This window comes from Alteromonas sp. K632G, from assembly GCF_017653625.1.
GTDB lineage: Bacteria > Pseudomonadota > Gammaproteobacteria > Enterobacterales > Alteromonadaceae > Alteromonas > Alteromonas naphthalenivorans.
Genome location: NZ_JAGGDM010000011.1, coordinates 118,794 through 143,243, shown reverse-complemented (window position 1 = coordinate 143,243; position 24,450 = coordinate 118,794). Strand labels below are relative to the sequence as shown.

20 protein-coding genes are annotated in these 24,450 nt (G+C 43.6%); 9 read left to right on the top strand and 11 right to left on the bottom strand.

Annotated features, from left to right (window positions below; translation table 11 throughout):
- Positions 1 to 64: 64 nt before the first annotated feature.
- Positions 65 to 736: a nitroreductase gene (locus J5X92_RS12425; RefSeq protein WP_126873010.1), complete on the top strand. Its 672-nt coding sequence runs from the start codon at positions 65 to 67 to the stop codon at positions 734 to 736.
- An 86-nt stretch (positions 737 to 822) separates the two neighbouring features.
- Here the strand turns inward: J5X92_RS12425 and J5X92_RS12420 are convergent, their stop codons facing one another.
- The 4 genes from J5X92_RS12420 to J5X92_RS12405 all read right to left on the bottom strand — a co-directional run bounded on the left by J5X92_RS12420 (position 823) and on the right by J5X92_RS12405 (position 5,706).
- Positions 823 to 1,290, bottom strand: coding sequence for a CreA family protein (locus J5X92_RS12420; protein WP_126873011.1), 468 nt, complete (start codon positions 1,288 to 1,290; stop codon positions 823 to 825).
- Between the two features lie 127 nt (positions 1,291 to 1,417).
- On the bottom strand, positions 1,418 to 3,340 hold the full coding sequence (locus tag J5X92_RS12415) for an FAD/NAD(P)-binding protein (protein WP_244360720.1): 1,923 nt from the start codon (positions 3,338 to 3,340) through the stop codon (positions 1,418 to 1,420).
- A 300-nt stretch (positions 3,341 to 3,640) separates the two neighbouring features.
- Entirely contained in the window at positions 3,641 to 4,984 is a 1,344-nt protein-coding gene (locus J5X92_RS12410; RefSeq protein WP_013783595.1) for a HAMP domain-containing sensor histidine kinase, read from the bottom strand.
- A gap of 8 nt (positions 4,985 to 4,992) precedes the next feature.
- On the bottom strand, positions 4,993 to 5,706 hold the full coding sequence (locus J5X92_RS12405) for a response regulator transcription factor (RefSeq protein ID WP_013783596.1): 714 nt from the start codon (positions 5,704 to 5,706) through the stop codon (positions 4,993 to 4,995).
- Between the two features lie 168 nt (positions 5,707 to 5,874).
- On the opposite strand from J5X92_RS12405, the gene J5X92_RS12400 reads away from it, so the two are divergent.
- Entirely contained in the window at positions 5,875 to 6,327 is a 453-nt protein-coding gene (locus J5X92_RS12400) for a Spy/CpxP family protein refolding chaperone (RefSeq protein WP_013783597.1), read from the top strand.
- Positions 6,328 to 6,442: 115 nt separating this feature from the next.
- Here the strand turns inward: J5X92_RS12400 and J5X92_RS12395 are convergent, their stop codons facing one another.
- Entirely contained in the window at positions 6,443 to 9,589 is a 3,147-nt protein-coding gene (locus J5X92_RS12395; protein WP_126873014.1) for a ligand-binding sensor domain-containing diguanylate cyclase, read from the bottom strand.
- Between the two features lie 386 nt (positions 9,590 to 9,975).
- On the opposite strand from J5X92_RS12395, the gene sodC reads away from it, so the two are divergent.
- On the top strand, positions 9,976 to 10,521 hold the full coding sequence (sodC, locus tag J5X92_RS12390; RefSeq protein ID WP_126873015.1) for a superoxide dismutase family protein: 546 nt from the start codon (positions 9,976 to 9,978) through the stop codon (positions 10,519 to 10,521).
- Positions 10,522 to 10,711: 190 nt separating this feature from the next.
- Entirely contained in the window at positions 10,712 to 11,215 is a 504-nt protein-coding gene (locus J5X92_RS12385) for a thioredoxin family protein (protein ID WP_126873016.1), read from the top strand.
- 171 nt (positions 11,216 to 11,386) lie between these two features.
- Here the strand turns inward: J5X92_RS12385 and J5X92_RS12380 are convergent, their stop codons facing one another.
- A complete protein-coding gene (locus J5X92_RS12380) occupies positions 11,387 to 11,815 on the bottom strand; it encodes an OsmC family protein (RefSeq protein ID WP_013783601.1) in 429 nt (142 codons plus the stop codon).
- A 314-nt stretch (positions 11,816 to 12,129) separates the two neighbouring features.
- Between J5X92_RS12380 and msrA the strand changes: the two genes are divergently transcribed.
- The 5 genes from msrA (at position 12,130) to J5X92_RS12355 (ending at position 17,201) form a co-directional block, all read left to right on the top strand.
- Positions 12,130 to 12,723 carry a peptide-methionine (S)-S-oxide reductase MsrA gene (msrA, locus tag J5X92_RS12375; protein WP_126873017.1) on the top strand — a complete coding sequence of 198 codons (594 nt, stop codon included), beginning with the start codon at positions 12,130 to 12,132 and terminating at the stop codon, positions 12,721 to 12,723.
- 187 nt (positions 12,724 to 12,910) lie between these two features.
- Complete coding sequence (locus J5X92_RS12370) at positions 12,911 to 13,699, top strand: transporter substrate-binding domain-containing protein (RefSeq protein ID WP_126873018.1); 789 nt, start codon at positions 12,911 to 12,913, stop codon at positions 13,697 to 13,699.
- Positions 13,700 to 13,917: 218 nt separating this feature from the next.
- Positions 13,918 to 14,562: a molybdenum cofactor guanylyltransferase gene (locus tag J5X92_RS12365; protein WP_126873019.1), complete on the top strand. Its 645-nt coding sequence runs from the start codon at positions 13,918 to 13,920 to the stop codon at positions 14,560 to 14,562.
- Positions 14,563 to 14,778: 216 nt separating this feature from the next.
- Positions 14,779 to 16,053 carry a beta-propeller fold lactonase family protein gene (locus J5X92_RS12360; protein ID WP_244360717.1) on the top strand — a complete coding sequence of 425 codons (1,275 nt, stop codon included), beginning with the start codon at positions 14,779 to 14,781 and terminating at the stop codon, positions 16,051 to 16,053.
- A gap of 110 nt (positions 16,054 to 16,163) precedes the next feature.
- A complete protein-coding gene (locus tag J5X92_RS12355; RefSeq protein WP_208805871.1) occupies positions 16,164 to 17,201 on the top strand; it encodes an alpha/beta fold hydrolase in 1,038 nt (345 codons plus the stop codon).
- Positions 17,202 to 17,293: 92 nt separating this feature from the next.
- On the opposite strand, the gene J5X92_RS12350 is transcribed toward J5X92_RS12355, so the two are convergent.
- The 5 genes from J5X92_RS12350 to manD all read right to left on the bottom strand — a co-directional run bounded on the left by J5X92_RS12350 (position 17,294) and on the right by manD (position 24,435).
- Positions 17,294 to 19,102 carry an EAL domain-containing protein gene (locus J5X92_RS12350; RefSeq protein WP_244360711.1) on the bottom strand — a complete coding sequence of 603 codons (1,809 nt, stop codon included), beginning with the start codon at positions 19,100 to 19,102 and terminating at the stop codon, positions 17,294 to 17,296.
- Positions 19,103 to 19,351: 249 nt separating this feature from the next.
- Complete coding sequence (locus J5X92_RS12345) at positions 19,352 to 20,236, bottom strand: hypothetical protein (RefSeq protein WP_208805885.1); 885 nt, start codon at positions 20,234 to 20,236, stop codon at positions 19,352 to 19,354.
- Positions 20,233 to 22,023 (bottom strand): transporter, encoded by a 1,791-nt coding sequence (locus tag J5X92_RS12340; protein ID WP_208805870.1) that lies wholly within the window; start codon positions 22,021 to 22,023, stop codon positions 20,233 to 20,235. The genes J5X92_RS12345 and J5X92_RS12340 overlap by 4 nt, the downstream gene beginning before the upstream one ends.
- Before the next feature lie 14 nt (positions 22,024 to 22,037).
- Positions 22,038 to 23,174, bottom strand: a complete 1,137-nt coding sequence (locus J5X92_RS12335) for a Gfo/Idh/MocA family oxidoreductase (protein ID WP_208805869.1) — start codon at positions 23,172 to 23,174, stop codon at positions 22,038 to 22,040.
- A gap of 43 nt (positions 23,175 to 23,217) precedes the next feature.
- Positions 23,218 to 24,435 (bottom strand): D-mannonate dehydratase ManD, encoded by a 1,218-nt coding sequence (manD, locus tag J5X92_RS12330; RefSeq protein WP_208805868.1) that lies wholly within the window; start codon positions 24,433 to 24,435, stop codon positions 23,218 to 23,220.
- Positions 24,436 to 24,450: the final 15 nt, after the last annotated feature.

Genomic DNA, 24,450 nt, shown 5'->3' with positions numbered 1-24,450 from the left:
ACCTATCTAGCTGTGTTTACTCTATTTTAACAATTGAGTGTAATGACTGAGATAGGAAGTAAGTATGAATTTTGCTGAATTTGCTGCATCACGTAAAAGTGTACGTGGTTTTACCAAACAAGCTGTCACTAAAGAAACCGTGGATGCCATTATTAACGCAGCGAAATGGGCTCCTTCGTCTTACAACACCCAAACGTGGAAAATTCATGCGGTAGCGGGTGATGTGCTCGATAAAATTCGTGAAGGTAATACTGAGAGAACATTAGCCGGTACGCCGTACGTCAGAGACTTCCCTTACAAAGAAGACTATGACGGCGTTCATAAGCAACGACAGCGTGATGTTGCCATGCAGCTATTCGATGTAATGGGCATAGCTAGGGAAGACAAAGAAAAACGTATGGATTGGATGATGCGTGGTTTTAGGCAGTTTGATGCGCCCGTGTCATTGGTATTAACTTACGATAAAGCCCTAGAGCCTGCAGGTATCACGCAATTTGGTTTAGGCTCTTTAGCTTACGGTATTGTATTAGCAGCTTGGGATTTAGGGCTTGGTTGCGTAATTAACGGCCAAGGCATAATGCAATCTGATGTAGTGCATAAACATGCGCAAATACCAGACTCTGAAGCCATTATGATTTGTATTGCGCTAGGGTACCCAGATGAAAACTTTGCTGCTAACGAGGTAAGATCGGTACGTGCCGACAACGAAGAATTCGTCACGTACCACGGTTTTTAGTTCTAAATTAAACGTAAATTACGTCTCTAGCTAATCTTTGACGGCTAGCAATTGACGGCCAGCAATTGATGAGTAGCAATCGGCGGTTAATCTTCGTTAGTAATCACACCGTAGGCCGCCGTTCCCCATAAAGGTACTGTCGACAAGCTATGTTTATAACTTCCTGATGTTTCTTTTGTAGAATACGAAAGATACATCAAGGTTTGTGACTTGGCGTCGAATATGCGTCTTACTTTCATGTTCTTAAAGAAAATGCTCTTCGATTTTCTGAATATGATGTCGCCCGAATCGGATTTGTCGATATCTCTTAGCATTTGTGCGGTAATTTCACCGGTTTGACGACAAGCTATAGAGCTATCGGAAGGGTCTGACACATCTAAATTCGCTTCAATACTAGAGATATGGCAAGTCACGCCTGTTACGATAGGGTCTTGCATGGCGTCTAACTTAATATCCTTTGTGGTGAATACGCCTAACGACACATCTCCTACTTCATTATCGCTGCACGCGGCTAAGCTGGCTACCGCGACCATCACGGCAATTATCTTTTTCATTTTTATATCCTTTTAAAGCACGTTCTAATAGTGCATCTACCACTAATACGGTATTCAGTTAAAAAACGATTTTTTATCCCCAAATGATACAAGCACTCTAGCATAGGTGGTGCATAGTTTTATTGATTCACTTAAGCTTATTCACAATCAGCTCTGCCACCTGATCACAAAAATCGAAACCTGAATAGTCTGGATTGAACCCACTAATATACGGCACAGCCATAACAAAGTAGCGCTCGTTAAGACTACCGTTGGCTAAAATGGGTTGAAAGTCATCGTTAATAGCAAAACCACCTGTTTCTAAATAGTATTCGTTGTCGGAGCCTTTGCATACGCTATTAGGGGTCTCTACTAGATGCTTTTTACCTTGATACTTATCTTTAAACCTCACTTTAGCGACTAATGGCTCGGCACCTGCAAACATAGATTTAAAAGGGAATGCGTCTATTGGCAGTGACTTCTGCCCAGTGCAATCGATAAAAGTTTTATATGTGTTTACAGTAGGCTTGTTGGCCTCGTCCTTATAATGAAATTGAAAATCGCCATCACCTTCAATTTCTAAGCGGCTGCTGCTATCAACAGCAATGATATCGAGTACGCCGCTTTCATGTAGGGCAAGTAACTGGGCCGCGGACGATTGCGGAATATTCGCAATCATAAGGCCAATAAGAGGCAGAAGGTGATTGCGTAGTCGTAGGGTATCTTCTGCACTAAAGTACTTAGCTGGGTGGTTTATCGTGAAGCTTAATAATGCGAGGGCTTCTTTCCATTGCAATGTGCTCTGTTGTTTAATCGACTGCTCGGCTTGCAGGTACTCAATTTTAAATAAGGTGAAGGGCTCATACGCTTTACGAGAATCAAGCATCCATTGGCAAAACGACTCTATGTTTTTGTTCGCTATTTTTTGATAAAAAACAGTGTCCAGTTTATTTAATGCCGCTTTGAAGTTTCGCTCAAAAATAAAATCTAAACTTAAGAAACCATCGTTATCAGCCCTATGTTGAGCAATTTCTTGCTCGCTTAGCATGCCTTCATCAGACACTAGCGGGTCGTCTAAGTGAAAGCGAATATTCGGCAGTAAACCCTCTAACGAGTGCATGATTATCTTGAAATCTGGTACGTTGTCGAATAAACGGTATTTTAATTGGTTATCAGTTTGATAAAACTCACCATTAGCTTCGCTTAACGTACGAATAGCATCAATAGCGGTAAGGGAACTGCCTTTAAGCGCTATTGTATGGTTATATTTTTGCTGCAACTTAGTGGGCGGGTAGGGAGAATCAAAATATCCTTTTACTTTGCCTTCGTGGGTTTTGGGCCAAATGTGACCAGTGCAGATCACCACTTTATCAAATCCGGTTACCCATCCGTTGTCAGTTAATATATTGATACCAGTGTGGCTCTCGCTGGTTACCGGCTCAGGGCTGGTTTGACGCTCAGGGCTGCTTCCACGCTCAGGGCTGCTTCCACGCTCAGGGCTGCTTCCACGCTCAGGGCTGTGATTACGCTCAAGGCTATTATTGCGCTCAAGGCTGCCTAAACGCTCAGGGCTATTATTACGCTCAAGGCTGTTTTCATCTGCAGTGCTGGGTTTAATGTCCAAAACGTTGCACTGAAGATGCACGTTCACGTGTATCCCTGCTGCACGGCATCTGCCAATTAATTCACAAAATTGGGCCTGTAAATATTCTCCAAAGAGCAATCGGGGCACCACGTGTTTTTCATGCAGTTTAGTTTTTTCAATTTGATATTTCGCGAGGTACTCTGTGCTTTGCTGACGCAACCATTCAAGCAGGGTTTCATCAAACGGAGCCAATTCATCAGATGAAATATTGGTAATATGTTCCCACGACGCCCCATCTTTACTGTAAGGCATGCCTTTGCCTAGGGCGGTATTTCGCTCAAAGATATCGAAGGTTAAGTGAGGCGATGCTCTGCCAGTTACACTATCGTTATCATCCAGTTGCTTGCCACAAAAACACAATGCTTTTTTAAGGATAGAAAGGGCGCTGGGGCCGCCACCAATTAACGCAATCCTTGTTTTTGTCATCATCATCCTACCCTTAGTAAAGCACGAAAAAAGCACGCTATTTATTAGAAACGTATTATCTCCACGGTGTTGTCGAGCCTGTATTTCAAGCACCTAACGCAGGCTATTCACATTGGCAAACACGGGGAATAAGTTAGCTAGTCATCATAAATAAGCAGGTTATATGCCTTATTTTCAAGCTGCACTGTACTGACTTTTAACTCGGCTGTAGGGGGGCGGTTAAACAGTACTGATTTATATCAGGGTTGAATCTGGTTTCAAGGTTCTATATTGAATAGTCGGAGGATGTTACGTGGTGGATTACTGATTTATCGGCAACGCAATTTCAACCCGTAAACCACCATCGGCAGGGCGAGTCATTTGTAATCTTCCACTATGTTTTTCAATGGCTTTTTTCGCAATGCTCAGCCCTAGTCCGAATCCTGATGTATGCATTTGGTTGCCTGCACGGTAGAAAGGTTGAAGCAACTTTTCTATTTCCTCACTATCAACACCAGGACCATGGTCGCGCACGGTAATTACAGCCGTGTTACTCCGTTTTTCCGTGCTCACCTCAACCAATTCACCGCGAGATGAATATTTACAGGCATTGCCAATAATGTTTTCCAGTGCCTGATGAAGGGCTTCTGCATAACCTGAAATTGTTACATTAGGCTCGCAGTTAAGGGTTAGTGGAATGCCCGGGTAATGCACTGCCATATCATCGGCTATACGTTCACACAGGGCGTTAATATCGCACGCTTCTGGGGTTGGGTTACCTTTTTCTAACTTTGAATAATCCAAAATCTGTTGAATAAGTGCATCCATACGAACGCAATCATTATGAATTTGCTTTACGTGACGACTATCTGGCGTGTGCTGCTCAATAATGGCTGCTGATGCTTGCAAACGAGCCAGCGGCGCGCGAAGTTCATGAGAAACATCATGCAGCAGTTGTTGCTGATTGGTGGCAGCTTGATGCGTTTTATTGACCATAAAGCTAATATCGGCGGCTAAGTCGCCCAGTTCATCACCACGAGTCAGAATGGCGTTAGGCAGCGTAGCAACTTCTTGTTGGTCGGCATAACGGCGACTAAACGCACCTAAGAAGTTAATAGGGCGTACGATCCCCCAACTTAATAGCGCACTGACAATAGCAGAGGCAATAAAGATAAAAACGAACTGCAATGATTGAAACCGGTAAAGTACTTGTTTATAGATGCGAGGCGCCTCTGGCAATCGGGTTTCAACGCGATAGGGTAGTGCCGATAGACCATATACTAATTTTACTGTGCGATCCCTTTGAGGCACCTTGTTCATACGATAGTGATAGATGGTTCTACCCGTGTTGTCTGATATCTGCATAGCAATGAGATCGCTACGATGTCTGACATTATGGCTTATCCAGTCTTTTATCTTGCCTTTGGGTACGTTCCCGCTAGCTAAGTCTTGCTCATAACGCCATACAATGCGCTCGGCTTGGCTAATTACACCATTAAAGTAACGCTGACTATATTCATCAGACGTGTATTTGCTAACCAGTACATATCCCGTGGCAGTCATCACGAGTAAGCTAGCTACCCAGAATGTAAGGAATATTCGCCAAAACAGGCGTTTAATCCCAAACGTCTGTTTTATTGAATGCCAAACCTCTGAATGCTTCATGCTATACCTTACTGTTGTGCTGGTGGGGTTAGCATTTGATAACCCACACCACGAACCGACTTAATCACGTCGTTTATACCTACCGCAGTCAGCTTCTGGCGTATTCGGCTTACGTGTACATCCATGGCACGGTCATAAGCTTCAAGCGGCCGATTAAGCACTTCTTCTGTCATTTCTTGTTTTGTGATGGTTTGCCCAACGCGTTCCATTAACAAGCTTAGCGCATTGAACTCTGCGCCCGTTAAAGGCAGGGGAGTGTTATCGACAAGCGCCGTTCTCGCGCCGCTATCAAGCACAATGCCGTGAAGTTCAGCATGCACAACCGTTTGGGTTGGCGCATTGCCATTTTGGGTCCGGCGTATAATGGCGCGAATACGCGCGCCAAGTTCCCGCGGGTTACAAGGCTTCGCTAGGTAATCGTCGGCGCCCATTTCTAAGCCAAGAATTCTATCTATGTCATCACCACGACCGGTAAGCATAAGAATAGGCGTCTGTTTTTTAGCGCGCACATTTCGCAACACATCTAGGCCTGACATACCGGGCATCATAATATCTAACACTACCGTATCGAACTCATCGCTTTGCAATAAGCGGGCAACGGCGGCATCGCCACTATTTAAGGTTTCAACTGCAAAGCCGTCGGTTTGCAGGAATTCACTGAGTAGCGCGCAAAGTTCTGCGTCGTCATCTACCAGTAAGATTTTGTATTTTTCATTTTCCATAAAATAGAGATTAACCGTTTTATTTTGAGGACTTTTCAACTTTACCGAACTTTACACTAGCTTAACCCTACTTATCGAATCGTTTATGCATACTTAGCTCCGTTGATGAAACAAAACGTTTCCCCCATGTCATGCAGCATCATGACCAAAACAAGTAGGAATATTAAGATGAAAAAATTAATTGCCGGTGTTTTATTGAGTGCATGTATCGCCACGACTGCTTATGCAGGTGGTAAACATTCTGATGACCGTAAAGGTCCTGACTTCTTCCCCATACACAAAATGACGAAAGTGCTAGATTTAACTGACGAGCAGCAAGATGCGCTAAAAGCACTGAAGGCCGAACTTAAAGCGGAGCGCAAAGCAAACCGCCCAGAGAAAGGCAGCGAAGATTCGTTTAGAGCGCAATTTAAGGCACTCGATCCGTCAGACGCTAATTACGAGCAAGACCTAAATGAACTTGCAAACCTAAAAGCCGAAAAAGCGAAAGCACGTTTCCTTAAAATGGCCGATGTACGTGTCAAAGTAAGCGAAATTCTAACCGACGAACAGCTAGAAAAGTTCGAATCGATGAAAGAAAAGCGTGGCAAGCGCGGCGACAAGCGAGAAAGAAACAGTTAGTCGTAACATAGACAATTGTTTTTAATAAAAGCCCCCGCAGTTGGAAAGCCCAACGAGCGGGGGCTTTTTCGTTGACGGCTTTCTATATTCAGTAAAATAAAACTCGGTGTTTTTATTATTGCAGTGTCGTAGGTTGTTGAACTTGCGCGTAGGTGAAAATAGATGAAGGCGCGTTGGCAACCTTTTCTAGTGCCTTTCGGTCTGTGCTTGATGGAATAGACGTTAAGCCCATCCATGTGTTGCGGCGATTATTTTTCGCGCCATAAAGCGCAGTATCAGCAAAGCCTATTGTGGTTTGCCAATCAAAAATATCATAATGCTGTTGAGAAAGCGGGTAAGCCGCATAGCCAATTGAACAGGTAACATGCCTTTGTGTACCTTCTGAAAGTTGGAACGCACGTGAACCTACAATATCCACTACTCGCTCAGCCATCACATAGGCATCTTCTCTAGGGGTGTTATGGACGACGACAAGAAACTCTTCACCTCCCCAGCGTATAAGGTAATCAGTTTCACGAAATATATGCTTTAAGCGATTTTGTGTTTCTACTAAAACCTTATCACCAGCCTGGTGTCCATAAGTATCGTTGATGTTTTTAAAGTGGTCTAAATCGATAACGAAGAACAGTATATCGTGCTGGTTTTTGGGAATAGAATAGGTTTGTGCACAGTTTTCGTAATAACGCTGCACGAGAGCAATGTCGCGCTCAATGTGTTGTGCTAAATAGCGTCTGTTGTGTAACCCGGTCAGGGGGTCAGTCAAGCTAGCCTCTTTCAGCGCAGTGGCTTGCTCTTTTAGTTGTTTATTCGCGGCCAACAATTCAGCCGTTCTCGCGTTTACGAGCTTTTTTAAAAATGCCTGACGTTGTCTATGGTGTCTTACTCCCAATAAATGACCTAGGTAGACGGCGATACATAAAAATACAATAGCCACAAATTTTGCTAGCAGGGTTTGATACCACGCTGGCATAACAAGTAACTGCCGATGCAATGCATTTTTTTCCCACAAGATCCCATCGTAAGAGTACTCAATTTGCAAAGTATAGTCGCCAGGTTGTGGCATAGTAATAACGGCTAAACGTTGCTCAGCATTTGCCTGAACCCAGTTTCCATCCAATCCTAATACGCGATAGCGATAGTGGGTATGTTCAGGGGTAAGATAATCAAGCGCGGCAAATTCGAAAGTAAGTCGTTTTGCTAACGGAGGAACGGTTAAATCAGTCGCAGTTAGCCCCAGTGATTCAATGCTATCGTCCTGATTAACCAACGTTATATCAGTAAGCACTATGGGAACAGTCGGCCTCGAAAACGTAAAATTAGCACTGTCAATAATGGTTAAGCCGTTAACGCCCCCAAAAACAATGTCGTTCTCACCTGTCGTTGTCGCCGCTGAATGTGCATAAGGCGCATTGGCCATACTTGGTGCGGTAGCTGCGCGGGTGACATCAAAGGTATAGCGGTTTATTGCCGCAATGCCTCGAGTCGTACTCACCCAAATATGATCTGCATTTTCACCTGCGATAGCAGCAATATTATTGCCAGGTAAGCCATTAGCGCTCTCTATTTGAATCCAATCAGCTTGTTGAGGTTTAACAAATACACCTGCAGAGCCCGTTCCGACCCAAAGGTAACCTTTTTCGTCAACGAATAAACTTGATATATATTGTTGTTTTAAAATGGGGTGAGTAATTTGGGTTGTCGCTAAATTGATAGTTTGGCCCATGTGAATATCGCCCTTTACCAATCCTTGCCACGTGCCAATCCATAAGCGACTTTCATCAATGGCCAATGAGGCGATACGTCTCTCGTTAATACTGTTAGCAAATTCGATTTGTTTTTCTGTACCCTTGTGTCGCACCCATAAGCCGTCTGTGCCGCCTAGCCACAAACTCGTCTCGGTCGATAAAAAAGCAGTGGTAAATGTTGAAGGTTTACGTATACCGACTGCCAGTGGAAAGTTTTGTTTAGTGGCAGAGTCAATTTTCACTGTTGCAAAGTTGCTTGAAGCATATACATCTCCATCTTTAGCGGCATGTAAGGTTTCTACGGGATTTTCTGATGTTTCCCACAGCTGCCCTGTTTTGCCATTTATAGGAGATAGTATTTCGATTCCGGCGTTACCCGTGCCCACTAAAAGTTCGCCATCATGAGACTGCACCGAATGTACCTTTCGGTTACCCAAGCTTTTATCAATATTTGCACCACCAAAAATGTTAATTATCGATTGGTTATTGGCATCAAAAATGTTCAGGCTGTGCCCAGCGCCAATCCATACTAGCCCCTTGCTATCGGTAAAGGTAGACCAAACATTGTCGTCAGCAAGCGAGGCAGGTTGCAGTGGATTGTGCGAAAACTGGCGGATTTCATGAGTCTTAATATTCACTTCTATTAAGCCTTGGCCAAAAGTGCCAAGCAGCACCAAATCAGGTTTGATTTCGCTCATTGTGAAAAGCCAAGGCGATGTCGTGTTACCTAACGCGAATGGGCGAAACGGTGCATCGTCATTTTTGACAAACAAGCCTTTGTCGGCAGTACCTACCACGAGGGAGCCTGAAGCGGTCGAAAGAATACTACTGATACGAGGTTGCTTATAACTGCCAACTTCTACCAGTTGAGGAGAATGTTCTATGCCGCTAGTGGCGATATGAACAAGCGGGAAATGAAACAATCCTTGTTCAGAGCCAACCCACAACTGCTGCTTGTTATCTACATGAAGTGCGTGGATCCTCGCTCTATTAGGCAGTTCAAACCCCAATAGTTTTTTCGTTGTATCATTAAAAATGAACAAGGCTCTATCTGATGTAAACGCAAAAATTTTATTCTTGGCAACCGAGGTGACGTTAAGGTGAAGGATTGAAACTTTCGAAAGTAAACTTTCTTCATAAGCAATGAGTTGAAGTTTTTCTTGGTGTAAACGGTAAAGGCCTTGTTGAGTGCCTACCCATACTTCACCATTGTCTGTAGCAAAGGTGGCTTGAATTTGCGGCGAAGGCGTATCGCTTTGCTTATTTTCAAATGTTACCGCTTTCAATGACTGGGAATCCCACCGCCATAATCCTTTGGAATCAACCAACCAAATAAACCCGTCTTTAGTTTCCAATACCGAAAGGATAGGGCCGTCAATGAGTGAGGTCTCGGCTAGAGGCGTATAAAACGTAGGCTGATGAAGCGTATGCCAGCTGGTGGTAGCTAACACGGGGATACAGAAGAACAATGACAGCACCGATAAAGCGCGACACAAATTATAAACTCTAGTTAACAAAGTAGCGCACCACGTTAATCGTTACTATTAACCCAATGCATAGTGATGCACTAAATCATTTTTGTATCTTGAGAATAAAGCGTTGTTATTCGTGTTGCAACGAGAAAGAAGCGGTAACAGGGTTAACGAAGGCTACATTGAATAGGCGCTGGTTTGCGTAAAGATTACACATCATCCGTTAAATCGTTACACCTGTTCAAAGGTAGCGGTAATGTTTAAATATTCGAAATCCTATTAATTTATATATTTCATGTGGTTATAGCTAGTTAAGCACTAGTGGTGCAAATTATGCTCCTCTTAAAAATAAGTCGTAATGCACGCTCGTCTAACAATTACACGTTTACGGGTTTCAGTCATACGAATTTTAAGCAGAGAAGGAGAACGCTATGAAAAAGCTTACATTAACCGCCATGGTGGGTGCAGTCTCACTAGCCTTGAGCGCAAGTAGTTTCGCCGGTCATCATGAGGATGAAGGGAAAAAGATTATGATGAATAATCTTAAAACAGGCGAAGCTATCGGTAGCGTAATGGTAAGTAGCTACGATGATGATGGTGTGGTCTTTACACCGAAGTTATCAGGGCTTACACCAGGTATTCACGGTTTTCATGTACATGAAAACGGCGATTGTTCAGCAGCGATGAAAGATGGCAAAAAAGTGTTAGGCGGTGCTGCGGGTGGGCATTTCGACCCTGAAAATACGGGTAGTCACAGTGTACCTTGGTCTGAAGAAGGTCATGAAGGTGATTTACCAACTTTGTATGTTGACGAAAATGGTAATGCCACACAGCCTGTTTTCGCACCAGAATTAGAGCTTGAAGACATCGAAGGGCGCGCCATTATGATTCATGCCGGTGGCGATAATTACTCAGATTCTCCGGCCAAACTTGGCGGTGGCGGCGAGCGAGTGGCTTGCGGTGTAATCGGTAAATAGCGTACTGAAACTGGTATTATCATTTAATAATATTGTTAATTAAAGCGGCAGAAATGCCGCTTTTTTTGTGTTTGGGCTCTAGCAAAAGTTTAAGACGGCAAGCTTGAAAAGGGAAAGTTAGAGATAAGCAGGCTTGCGTTTTACGTCAATGCATTATTGAATACGGCATACGCTTTTAAGGAGAGATAAGGTGTTTGCAGATAAGTTCATGTTTAGTGTGCTAAAGCCAATATTAGCTGTATTAATAGTGATGGTCTCAACCAATGCTATGAGTGCAGATGACATTTCAGAGGTTGTGGGGGAAATGAGTGGTGAAGCCTTGCTTGCCCAGTATCCCGCCTTCATGGACGAATATAAGTCGTATCAACCTAGTGACGCTGAAATTAAAGCAGTATCTGCTTTAGAAGACGATACGCTACTCATATTGTTTGGCACATGGTGTCATGATAGTGAAAGAGAAGTGCCCCGACTTTTAAAAACACTAGATGCTAGCGGGTTAGATGTGCCTCAATTTACTTTATTTGCCGTTGATAGGAAAAAGAGCGATCCGGAAGGGGTGGCAGAAAAGCATGGGCTTAAATATACGCCAACCTTCATATTAATGCGCGATGGTGAAGAGATAGGGCGAGTGGTAGAACGTGCAGAAACCAGTTTAACCCAAGATTTACAGGCGTTAGCGGCAGCGGCCGAGTAAAATAGCGGAAAAAGAATTAATGGATAAAGAGCTAACGGATTAGGTGGGATTACATAAAAGAAGCAGCAGGCTTTCGTTAGCCTGCTGACTTATCCGCTATATTTTTTACGTTAGCTTAGTTCAAGAACTAAGCCCTGAAGCTACAAGTAAATAGCAGCGTGAAAAAGACGACTACTTCAACGTGTACTCAAGGGTGATTTTCGTATCTAAAAGCTGCGAGACTGGGCAGTTATCTTTTGCTTCCTGAGCAATTTTAGCAAATTCATCTTCGGTAATACCTTCAACGCTAGCTTCTAGGCTTAACGCTGACTGGCTAATCTCATAACCATCGTCTGTCTTATCTAAACTGATTTTAGCGGTAGTATTTAACTCTCCGTCATCATAGCCTGCGCCTGATAATGCAAAAGATAAGGCCATGGTGAAGCAGCTAGCATGCGCTGCACCAATGAGTTCTTCGGGGTTGGTGCCTTTGCCATCTTCAAATCGTGTATTAAATCCGTAGGGTTGATTAGATAATGCGCCTGTTTCGGTAGAAATACTGCCTTTGCCTTGTTTGCCTAAAGGTTTGTATGCCGCACTGCCTGATTTAACTATGCTCATTTACTATTTCCTTACGTTTTTGACCAAACTGGTTATACAGTTTGAAGTTTAAAAACGTAACGATGCAAGTGCTCTGCCGTTATCACTTATTTTCTGCAAGCCAAGGCCATGCGGGCGTTGGCGATAAAGTGATAATAGTAAGCGCCATTGGAGTAGTACGTTAATAGTCGTGTTATCACGTTTAGGTTACAGGGCTAAATGAAAATTTTACCCACAATTTTAATGAGACTGATAATGAAAGTTTCTAAGGCTTAATCCGTTCTGTATTTGTGAGCCGTATATTTTGTCTTCGATAGTTAATTTTAAGGTTAATAATGAAATCTATTTTGCACGCGTTATTGTTAAGCACGTTTATCGCTGCGCCAATTGCCACTGCTGACGAGACTGTTCTGGCTGGTGGATGTTTCTGGTGTATGGAATCTGATTTTGAAAAATTAGAGGGCGTAACCGATGTGGTCTCGGGTTTTACCGGAGGAACCGTGCCCAACCCTACTTATAATGGTAACCATAAAGGGCATTATGAAGCGGTGAAGATAACTTACGATGAAAGCAAAATATCGTATCGAGAGATACTCGACCACTACTGGGTGAATATCGACCCCTTCGATGCAAGAGGGCAATTTTGTGATAAAGGCCCCAGTTATTTAAGTGCTGTGTTTGTGGCAAGTGAAGAAGAACGTGCCATTGCACAAGACACTAAAAATGCGGTAAAGGCGCAATTTCCAAATCAAACAGTGGTTACGCCTATTTTAGATTCATCAACGTTTTATCCTATTAAAGGTGATGAGATAGGCCATCAGGATTTTTATAAGAAAAGTCCTGTGCGTTATAAGCTTTACCGCTGGAACTGTGGTCGCGATCAGCGCTTAGAAGAGATTTGGGGTGAGAAAGCGACCGGTAAGTCTTAGCCGTTCTCCTGTTGTCATCAATATTATGCAATGCTGCAGTAAAGTTAAACACAGGTCTGCTTTGTGCGGCATTGCAGAGTTTTTATTTTTATCTCGTAATTTTTTCTTTATAGTTAATTAAAAGTATATGTAGTCGTTGTTTAACCCTAAGTGGCGATGAAATAACCAAAACGGCTGGAAGTAGTACATGAAAAAGTACGGTGTAGTAGGGCTTATCTTGCTGTGTTTGGGATTTTTACCTTACTTTAGTGTGGCTGCACAAAAACAGAAGCCGCTGCCGCTAGATAGCGATACGCTATTAACCACTGGTGCAAGCTACTTCCCTTATGTCGATAAAAATGCGCAAGACGGTGGTTGGTCTGTTTCCTTAGTAAAAGCTGTTTTCAAGCACATGAATACTCCCATTTATATTGACATTTTACCGTGGCAGCGCGGTTACAAGTGGGCGCTTGAGGGCAAGTATCAAGGGACATTCCCTTATGTTTATACCGACGAGCGAGCTAAGTCGTTTATTTACTCTAAACAAATTAATTCAATTCCCGTACGTATTTATACCTCTAAAGAAATGAAAGTGAATACATTGGATGATGTGACAGGGGCTCGCCTGTGTTTGCCCTATGGCCATAGCTTGAGTCGTGAGCAGTCGGCGTTTATCAAAGCTTATAAACTTTCTGTTCAACGAGCGGTTGATGCAGGAGGGTGTATTGTTCAAGTATCAAAAGGGTGGGGCGAAGTAGGCTTTACTAACGGTTATCTGCAAGACGATCACAATTCAGAGCTCTTTGAGGTATTGGAGAATGTTAATATTATCGACATTCCTGTGGCCACTATTCCGCTTTATTACATTGTCTCTAAAGAGCTTGAAAATGCGCAAGCGCACATCGATAAATTTAATGCTGCATTAGCGTTTATTGAACAGTCCGGCGAGCGCCGCCAAATAGATAAGCAGTTTGAAGCCATAGCCAATCAAAAATAGCGCTGGATGAAAAAAGCTTTCAGTAATTAAGTGTTATCACTTCGCTCAATTTATCTGATTATGCGCAATAGGTATCGTCTTCAATCGCTGAAAACCACTAATTATATTGCGTGTTGGCTAATTTTAATTGACTGATATTTATGATTATCCGCATGCTAATAGCGTGATAAAGTGGGTCGAGGTAGTGTTAAGGGCAAGTATAAGGAAAGAGGGGCGATATGGTCATCGATGGTGTAGTGCTAGCAGGTGGGCTTTCAAGTCGAATGGGGGAAGACAAGGCGCTTTTGAAACGAGATGAGCGCGATATGCTTACTTACACAGCGGATTTAGTTTCTTCGTTATCTATTGAACGTTTATTGATTAGTCGAAATGAAGCTACCACCATTGGTTATCAGCCTAATGATGCTGATGGCGATGCTTATAACTGTGCTCATAAATCCGCTTATAATTGTGCTCATAAATTTGAGGTGTTCAATGATGTAGTGGCCGGTGTTGGGCCTCTGGGCGGAATATATTCTGTTGCTATTCAAAGCAAAGCTGATGCATTGATTATCACGCCCGTCGATTTGCCTTTATTGCGCACAGAAGATTTAGAGCAGCTTATTAACGAAGGCTCCAGCGCGAAACGGCCCGCGTATTTTTCTCATCACTACTTGCCTTTGTTTTTGCCGTTGACTAAAGAGGTTCGTCAGTACCTTGATGATGTTGTTAAAGGCAAAGTGCCCCAACGCTCAGTCAATACAATGTGTACAAATTTTGGTGCAATTGAAGTAACACCTAAAAATAATTCGCGGCTAACCAATGTGAATACTCCAGCACAATGGGATGCCGCAAAAAAATTGCTATCACTGGCCGGAAATTAACGACACTTTAACGAACATGACGTACTTGTTAGTGTGTTTAATAATCAGTTGGCTTATGATTTAAACGTTTATTATCAGAGTGCTCGAACTAACGAGCTTGTGCTAGAGCGCTAGTTAGACAAAGTTTATCAATTACATCAAATTCAATATTGCTCGTTCATACACTTAAGGGTTAACACAATGCTTAGTATCTGTTTACCGCGCGCTAAATCTTTTATGAAGATAACTAGCTTGTGCATTAGTAGCGTCGTTGTTTCTTTCTCGGTGAGTGCTGCAAATATCGCAAGTGCTGAAGGCACCGAGGGCCAAGCTAGCGTTAAAAACCAAGCCTCAACGAATAGTCAATTTCCTCAGGATTTACCTTCATCCAGTCTGGTAAACGTTGAGCGTTACCCTGAAGCAAATGTTACCCACCCAGTACCTCAATTTAGTGTAGACGCTAGCTGGCCTACCATGCCGAAAACGATGATAATTGGCCAAGTACCAGGGTTGTCTGTAGATAAAAACGATAACGTATGGTTGCTACACCGCCCAAATTCACTAAGTAAACTCGATGTGGGGCTTACCAACAATATGGGGCTATGCTGTGAAGCAGCTCCTCATGTTTTACAATTTTCCCCACAAGGTGACTTATTGAATGCGTGGGGCGGACCTGAAATCTCACCTTCAATAAACGGCGAAAACCAGTGGCCAGCAACTGTCCATGGATTATATGTGGATGATGAAAACACGGTATGGTTAGGTGGAAATGGTGATGGGGATCACGTGGTACTCAATTTCACTGAAAAAGGCGAATTCATTCGCCAGTTTGGTACCCGTGGAAAAACCGATGGTAACTTAAGTAAATCAACGTTAGGCAACCCTGCCGATATTTTTCATAACACCCAAACCAATAAAGTTTTTATTGCCGACGGATACATTAATAAACGGGTGACAGCGTTTAACACAGATGCCAATGAGTTTGACCAATTATGGGGGGCATACGGCACTGCACCTGGCGGCGGCACGCGAGAAGGCGCATTCGATGTTTCTCAAGCCACCGCAAATGCTGGTGCTACTAGTACACAAGCGCAAAATTTTGGTGATATTGTGCATTGTGTTACCCAAGCAACTGACGGCAGAATATATGTATGCGACAGACGGAATAATCGAATTCAAGTATTCAAAGCTGATGAAAGCGGTACGGTTAATTTCGTGCAAGACGTGATAGTGGCTGGCGAAACCGGCGGCTTAGGGACAGCTTCTGATATCGCGTTTTCGCCCGACAATAAATACATGTACGTGGCCGATATGATGAATGGCCGTATTTGGATTTTATTACACGAGAACTATCAAGTGTTGGGCAGTTTTGGTCGTCCTGGTCGCTACCCAGGTCAGTTTACTTGGCTGCATAGTGTGGTAGCTGACAGCGAGGGTAATCTGTACACCTCAGAAGTCAGTACTGGTCGACGAGTGCAAAAGTTTGTATTAACAGGCTTTGAGACTAATTAATAGCGCTAGGTCCAAGCATTGGGCCCAAGCGTTGGACGCAAGCGTTGGGCACTAGCGTAGGACATAATCGCTAAGCCAGATAATAATAAGCAGCAGTAATAAGGATAATAATGGCTCAACAGCAAAGCGTTAAATCACACCGCGTGAAAGTTAGGGGTAGTACAAGGTTAGGCCTTTGGTCTTGTCTATTAAATGTAGTGCTATTACGGTCGGTGCCATTACGTTCGGTGCTAGTACGGACCGTGTTATCGAGCGCATTGCTATTAAGCGCTGCGGCTGATGCGAAAACAGAGGTAGCTGAGAATAATCAAAGCCTAAGCAGTTCTGCAGCCTCAAGCCAAAACGTAAACTTAAGCCAAAAGATAAACTTGAGTTCGGGTGCCAAAGGGGTGCTAGAAAAGCCTAGTTGCACCGCTAAAAACGATTCAAATGTTAATGTAAAAGGCGCAGTACTGTTAATTCACGGTTGGGCAGGGCAAAAAGACGAAGTAGGCGATTTATATAAAGATTTGGCTCATCAGTTAAGTACGCATTGCATAGCCTCTGTTAGATTTGATGTTCGAGGTGAGGCTGAGCGTGAAGCAAGTAACTATACACTATCGAGTACCTTTAAAAGCCGCGTAGAAGATGCGCAAGCCGGGCTAGATTATTTGCAAGCGCAATATCCCAGTACAATGCTGGTAGTGGTAGGGTTTAGTTTAGGTGGTGCTACCGCTATGGAGTTAGTCAGCACGCACCCTAAAGCATTTGAAGGTATGGTGCTTTGGTCTACAGCGCTAAACCCGAATGAAGTCGTTACAAATACGCAAAACTACAAGGAAGTAAGGCAAGCGCTAGAAGAGGGGCAAAGCACGATAAAAAGCTGGGTTGATTTGACCCTGACCCGTAAGCACGTAGTGGGCATGTTAGGTTACAACCCTATTCGCAATTTAGGTGATTTTGAGGGGGAACTATTAGCGATAAGAGGCTCGAACGACTATTTACCTGCCCACGAAAAAGTCATTTTTGAGGCAAGTAATGCGGTTAGTGAAGATGCCTACTACCTAGGTGGGGCTGATCATATATTCAACGTTTATGAGCCGGATAAGAGCAAAAAAGAAGAGGTGCTGGATTTATCTGTTAATTGGATCAAGTCGCTTTTTAATTAACGCGTGTTGCGCTTTCAATGACTGGCTGAAAACACAGATGAGATAACATAAGTCGGTTAACGGCGGGTGTATAAAAACCGCCGTGTTAAATACTAAGTGTTATGGTTCAAAAGATATTCTATTAACGCGTTTTCGGGCAATGGTTTAGACCATAAATAGCCTTGGCCAATGTCGCAGCCAAGTGACAGTAGCTTTTGCAAGGTTTCTTCATCTTCAATCCCTTCCGCAACCGTCTTTAAGCCTAAACTGGCTGCCATATTGATAATTGCACCTACCAGAGACTCATCGTGCTCAGAGAAACACAACGGGCTAATAAAAGATCTATCTACTTTAAGCTTTGAGGCGTTAAAGTTTCGAAGATAACCTAAGTTTGAATAACCAGTACCAAAGTCGTCGATGGCAATGGTGATACCAAGCTTACTTAGTGAAGCAAGTTGCTTTTGTATTTGCTCGGTTTCATCAATCAACAACGATTCGGTTAACTCTAGTTCTAGCGCTTCTGGAGGTAAGCCCGCTTCGTACAATGCGCTTTCTATGGTGCGTTGAAGCTGGCCGTCTTTAAATTGCATCACCGATAAATTCACCGCAATACGTATGTCAGAATGTCCCTGCTGGCGCAATTGGGCACAAAATTGGGTGGCTTGGCGTACTACCCAGCTACCTAGTTGATTAATTAAGCCGCTATTTTCCGCCAAGGGGATGAATAAGTCTGGTGGGATCATACTGCCATCAGGTTGAGGCCAACGTAATAGCGCTTCTAAGGTGTTAATGTTGCCACTCTTTAAATCTACGATAGGCTGGTAGTGAAGCTCAAATTGTTGTTCGCTTAGCGCAGGACGCAGAAGTTGAAGCATCTTAAACTTGTTTTCGCTGGCTTTGTCTAAGCTCTCATCATAATGGTGGTAGGTATTGCGACCATCCTGTTTCGCTTTGTACATGGCGATATCGGCTTTGCGGCACAACTGCTTAAAATCAGTGCCATCTTTTGGCGCGCTTGCTGTACCTAAAGAGGCTGAAACCGTGACTTGATTTTGAAATATATCAAAAACAGACGCGCATTGGCCAATCAGAGAATTAGCGAGGGACGTCAACTCATTGCTTTGAGGATTGATAGGGGCAATAACTAAAAATTCATCGCCACCGAAGCGGATGAGATATTGTTTAGGTAACAGTATCTCGGTTATCTGTTGGGTAAGTAGTTTAAGTAATTGGTCGCCCGCTGCATGGCCTAAGGCATCGTTAATAGGCTTGAAATTATCTAAATCAATAAACAGAATTGCTAATGACAGCCCATTTTCTTCACACTCGCTTAGCGATAAGTTAAATAGGGTTTCACCGTAAAGTCGGTTAGGTAAGTTTGTTAGGCTATCGTGGTGCGCTAAATGCTGAATCTGCGTGCGACTTTGCGCCACTTTTATATTTTCGCCCTGAAGCGATGTCATCAAATCTTTGATATCACGAACTAAAATGTAAACACTAAAACCGGTGACGATAAATATCACTAGTGTGAAAATTAAATGCTCCCAGCTTGTGGAAGGAATATGGGGGGTAATAACACCTTGTAGCGACAACCCGACAATCAGAACACACTGCAAAGTCACGAAAGAAAGTAGCGTTAAAAACAAGCCCACACCGCCTAAAATAGCAGCGAAGATTATCAGGGTGGGATAACCCAAAATAGCTAGGTCGAATAACCCTGCACCGGTTGCCGCTAGCGCGAACAACATAGTAGATAGTGACACCAACAGGGTAGAAGCTGAGGCAAGTAGTTTATGTTTATAAGCGAATACAAACGCAGCAATTAAGCAGGTAAGGCCGGCGGCAATAATAATAAAGGTAATATTTCGAGCCACAGAAAGCGACGCCACCAGTCCGAGGGCAGACACGCCACAAATTTGCATGAGTCTACGGCGACGTATTTGGTTAAACGCGTCTTTATCTATGGTTAACGAAAAATTTGGAATTGTGAGCTCTTTTAGTAACTAAAGGCCGTGGGAGATGTATTTATAATAGCTCACTTTTCCACTAAGGAAGATTAATTCCAGCGCTCGTATTTATACCTTAAGCTGCCTCCAGACACTTATGTGCAAGGTCACAATGTGTTATCGATGGACTTGAACCATTTCTTATTCATTCACTCACTCTCTCACTCAGTTCAATATAGTAGCTACGTCTTTTGACACTTTGTCATACTCAACCGATTCTATAAAACCTATTGAGAACGTTTTAGGTGTATTCAAAAACTTGTTTTTTTCTTGGCGACCAAATCCGAGTACGGTCATGTGAGGACGGCTTACGTAATTATCGGGATGGGTATCATCATCATGATTTAGCAAGAAAATCATTCGGGGAGATGATTCATCGCCAAAGGCATACCATTCAGGGCTGGGCAAATCGCCTTTGTGTGAATCATTTATTGGGTGGCGTATGTCAGTAGCAGAATTAAACCAGAAATCGGTGTCATCCATAGTACCGCCAGGCACCCCTTCATATTGCACCCAATAATGATAACCGGGGCTTACTGTTGTCATTGTGAAATCACAGTGGGTAGGGTAGAAATCCCATTGGCCTACCCACTTTCCGTTTGCTGAAGTAAATGCTATACGAACATGGTTCTGATGCTCGATAAGCACTTCACCATTGGCCTTGTCGGTACCAGCATTCATAGCATGAAAATAACTACCATCTTGCTTATGAATGGCATTTGGAAAGCCATGGTATTCCCCTTTGTGGCCAGAGCCTTTGATGTTGTTAAAACCAATCCAGTCTACCCCGTCTTTATCGAGCATACTCGATAGCCCGCCACCGTGCTTTTCAAGATAGTAAGTCGCCGACGGGGTTGAAATAATATAGGCAGGTACAGGCCCAGCCGACTCATCCATTCCCTCAGTTAAGCTTACCTTGCCACTTTGATGACTCATTGAACAACCTAAAAGCAGTAGTGAAACCAACGTCACACCTAACCATTGCGCTAATGTTTGTAGATTTGATGAACACACGAAAAGTTGGTTTCTTAATGCGGCAAATAGCGTCATTCTAAGCATGGTTTTTTACTCAACGATGAAGTGGCAGTAGTAGGCGCTTTTTTGGCACTGTGTTTAAGCAGTAAACCTATGGCTAGCATAATGACAGCACAACCTAAAAACATAAGCCGTCCCCACAATGGGTTGGGAATAAGCATCATAACGAGCATGCCTGCGCTCATAATAATAACCATCACCCCCAGTTTATTGCGTTGTTGGCGGTCGTAGTCATCTTGCTCAAAATCGGCTATCACCGGTGTTTCTACATCTTTAAAAAAGCGCTCGGTCTCTGCTTTATGCGTGTCTTTTTCGGGGTTATAAAATAAGGAGGTTGCACAGAAGAAGCCGGCGGTAATCACCAGTTGAGCAACAATAATAAGCATTAGATTAAGATCGATTGACTCACGACGAGTAAGCGCTTGTTCTAGCCCAATCCAGCTAGCAAAAAGCTCAGGAGTGAATACATTCATCATTAACCAGGAAACCGTCAGGCCTATAGCCACAGTAACCCACGGTGCCCACTGGGGCGTTCTTTTGATAAACAAGCCAAATATTAAGGGAATAAGCAGGGGAACTTGAATCATGGTAGACACGTTCATCATTAGCTCAAATAAACTCAGCTCTTTTAATGATTTGAAGAACAGTGCAACAGCAATGACTAAGATACCACTAATAAAGCTGACCAAACGGCTAACGTTCAACAGGTGCTTGTCTGATACTTGTTTCTGTTTTTTCAGTAATAACGGCTGGTATAAGCTTCGAACAAAAATTCCCGCATTTTTGTTAAGCGCTGAGTCCATAGATGACATCGAGGCAGCAAATAGACCAGCGAGTAATAAACCTACGGTACCCAGCGGCATGGCATTTCGGGTAAACACAAGGTACACCGCATCGCCCGCTTTGTTACCCAGCTCTGGATAGGCGGTAGCTGCATCAGGATAAAGAATGGCCGATGCCCAAGGGGGGATGAACCATACAATACTGCCCACACCCATTAAGACCATGGCCAGCAATGCCGCTTTACGTGCGTTTATGGTGTCTTTTGCGTTTAAAAACCGAAACGAGTCGTTTAGGTTCATGATGGTGATGAGTTGCTTTGCCAAAAAGAAAACAAAGGTACCAACAAGCAATAGGCCGTAGTTCATGTCGGGGCCCATCACAAAATCGACGGGGAAATCGGTTACCAGTGCAACAGGCCCACCTACTTTTACGAGGGCTACAATGGCGCAGGCTATTGAGATAATTGCCACAATGAGGGTTTGTACAAAATCAGACGCTACCACGCCCCATGCACCAGACAATACCGATACAAACAGCACGGTAAGACCGGTGGCAATAATGGTAATACTAATATCAGTATCAAATACGGCGCTAGAGAAAACACCAAGCGCGTTTAACCACACGCCAGCGTTTATCATACTTAATACAATCAGTGCCCATGAGAAGAATTGCTCATTCTGGCTTCCGAAGCGACGTTTAATACCTTCAGTAGGGGTGTCCACACGCATTTGCCTAAAGCGCGCCGAAAAATAGAGCCAGCCACAGAAATAAGCAAAGGTATTAGCGAAGAATACTAGGCTTATAGCAAAGCCATCACTAAAGGCTTTCCCTGCTGCGCCCGTAAAGGTCCAGGCAGAAAACTGTGCCATAAAAGCCGTTGAGCCTACCATCCACCATAACATTCTACCGCCACCACGAAAGTAATCGCTGGTGGAGTTTTTCGCCATCGATTTAAATGCAAAACCGATCCCGAGGATCAGGCAGAAGTACCCTGCAATAACCAGATATTCATACACCATGGGACACCCTTTTATTACAGTTGGCTAACGTCTATCCAATTATCGTTTCGACGAATAAGATCGATGAGTTGCTGGTATTGCGCACCTTCTTTAAAGGTTTGATAAGGCGTAACATTTTCACCTTTCACATCGTTCACTAATTCGCGAATTAAATAGCGCCAATTGCGTTCGGTATCGCCTTCGCCTTCGGGCGTATTGTCTATGATGTCTTGCGATAGTGGCAACTCAGTCCATTGTTTATTTTCGTCACAGTAATAAAGGGGGCCGCTGGCATAATGACCTTTAATGTAGATAGCACCTTTGCTACCGTAAACAACAATATGGTCTTCGTTAAAACGTGGTTGTAAACCGCCATGTTTGAACAACACCGAGACAGGTTTTGCTGCAAGTTCACTTTTTAACTGCGCAAGTACGGTGTACGACCACTCTACATTAGAGTCGCCCCATTTAAGGGTAGGATCGTTAAGGTCGCTAGGTATAAAGTCGCGGCGCTTCTTGAAGTTATGTACCCCTTCAACAATAGGGGCTTTACCCAAATCATCTCGAACTTCACCCATAATGGATAAAATTTCTTCGCCCACAATAGAGGTTACAATTGAAAGCTTATGGGTAAAGTTGTTATTCAAGCGCCCGCCGCCGTCTTCTTTGCGATGAGACCAGCCAAAGGGAATATCACGCTCTAAATTGAAATGAGAAATGCACTCAACTTCTAGTGGCTCACCAATCATTCCTTGCTCCACTAAACGTTTGGCATGAATGACGTGTGGCATATAGCGAAAGCTTGAAGCAAAGGCGGTTTTAACCCCTTTCTCCTTCGCTAATTCATAAAGTTTTTTAGCCGAATCACCAGTGGTAGAAAGCGGTTTGTCACTGAATACATGGCAGCCAAATTCAATAGCTTGAATAATGGGCGTTTCGTGGGCGCCGCCGGGGGTGGCAATAGAGACTATGTCTGGCTTGCAGTCTTTAAGTGCTTGTTGCCAGTCAGTGCTGAAATAAGGAATTGAAAGCTCTTTCGCTACATTTTCCACTACACTAGGGGTTCTCCCCACTATGCCAACTACCTCTGCACCTGCATACCTAAACGCTTCTGCATGTCCTTGGCCCGCAAATCCAGTACCTTGAATTAATACCTTAATAGGGTTACTCATGTTCTTTCCTTTGTCGTATCTGTTGTTGCAGCGCAATATCTCATTACCAGTTCCATACCGTACCGTCTTCTAAACGGCTCACGGGTAAATAAGAGCGTTTATAAGGGTATTTTTGCGCCGCAGATTCATCAAAATCTACGCCCAAACCGGGTGCGTCTAAAATGGCAACCGTACCGTCTTTAACTTCATAGCGATGGGGGAATATTTCGTTAAGTTGTTCGTTGCCAAACCCAACAAATTCCTGAATGCCAAAGTTAGGCGCCCAAATATTCAGATGCATATGTGCAGCAAAGCATATTGGAGATAAATCTGGTGCCCCGTGAGGCGCAGTTTTCACGTTATAGATATTGGCAAAGTCGGCAATACGACGCAGGCCGGTTATACCGCCAGCATGGGTAGCAGCTGCACGTATATAATCAATAAGCTGATCTTGAATCAGGTTTTTGCATTCCCAGATGGTGTTGTAGGTTTCACCAATGGCCAGTGGGGTAGTGGTGTGATGCCTAATCACCTTATAATTTTCTTGGTTTTCAGCCACTGAAGCGTCTTCAAGAAATAGCAGGTTATAAGGTTCTAATAGTTTACCCAGTCGCGCAGATTCAATAGGCGTTAGTCGGCTATGCACATCGTGAAGTAAATGAACATCGTTGCCCAAGCGAGCACGAGCTTGCTTGAAAAGGTCTTCCACCATAGTAAAGTATTTTAGTGTAGACCAAGGTTCTTCTGGGGGAAGCGGGCGGTTGCCTTGTAATTCAAAGTAATCTTTCTTATCACCAAGTACGCCGTAGGTCACCCCTAATCCAGGGACTGCGGCTTGCAAACGTACGGCCTTGAACCCTGCGTCAATATGCGCTTGCGCTTTATCAATAGTGTCTTCAATAGTGTCGCCACTAGCGTGTGCATACAAGGTAACTGCCGTACGGCTTTTCCCACCCAGTAATTGATAAACGGGCATATTAGCGGCTTTGCCTTTTATGTCCCACAGTGCCATATCAATTGCCGCAATGGCGGCCATATTTATAGGGCCTTTACGCCAATAAACGCCTTTATAAAGATATTGCCAAATATCCTCTATGTCATGTGCATCTCGGCCAATTAAACACGGTGCAATATGCTCTTCAATGCAGGTGACCACCGCCATTTCTCTGCCATTTAACGTTGCATCGCCTATACCGTAAATTCCGCTATCTGTAATAACTTTCACGGTAACGAAATTACGTCCCGGGCTGCATACAAATACCTTAATTTCTTCAATCTTCACCAGTCTTCCCTCTGC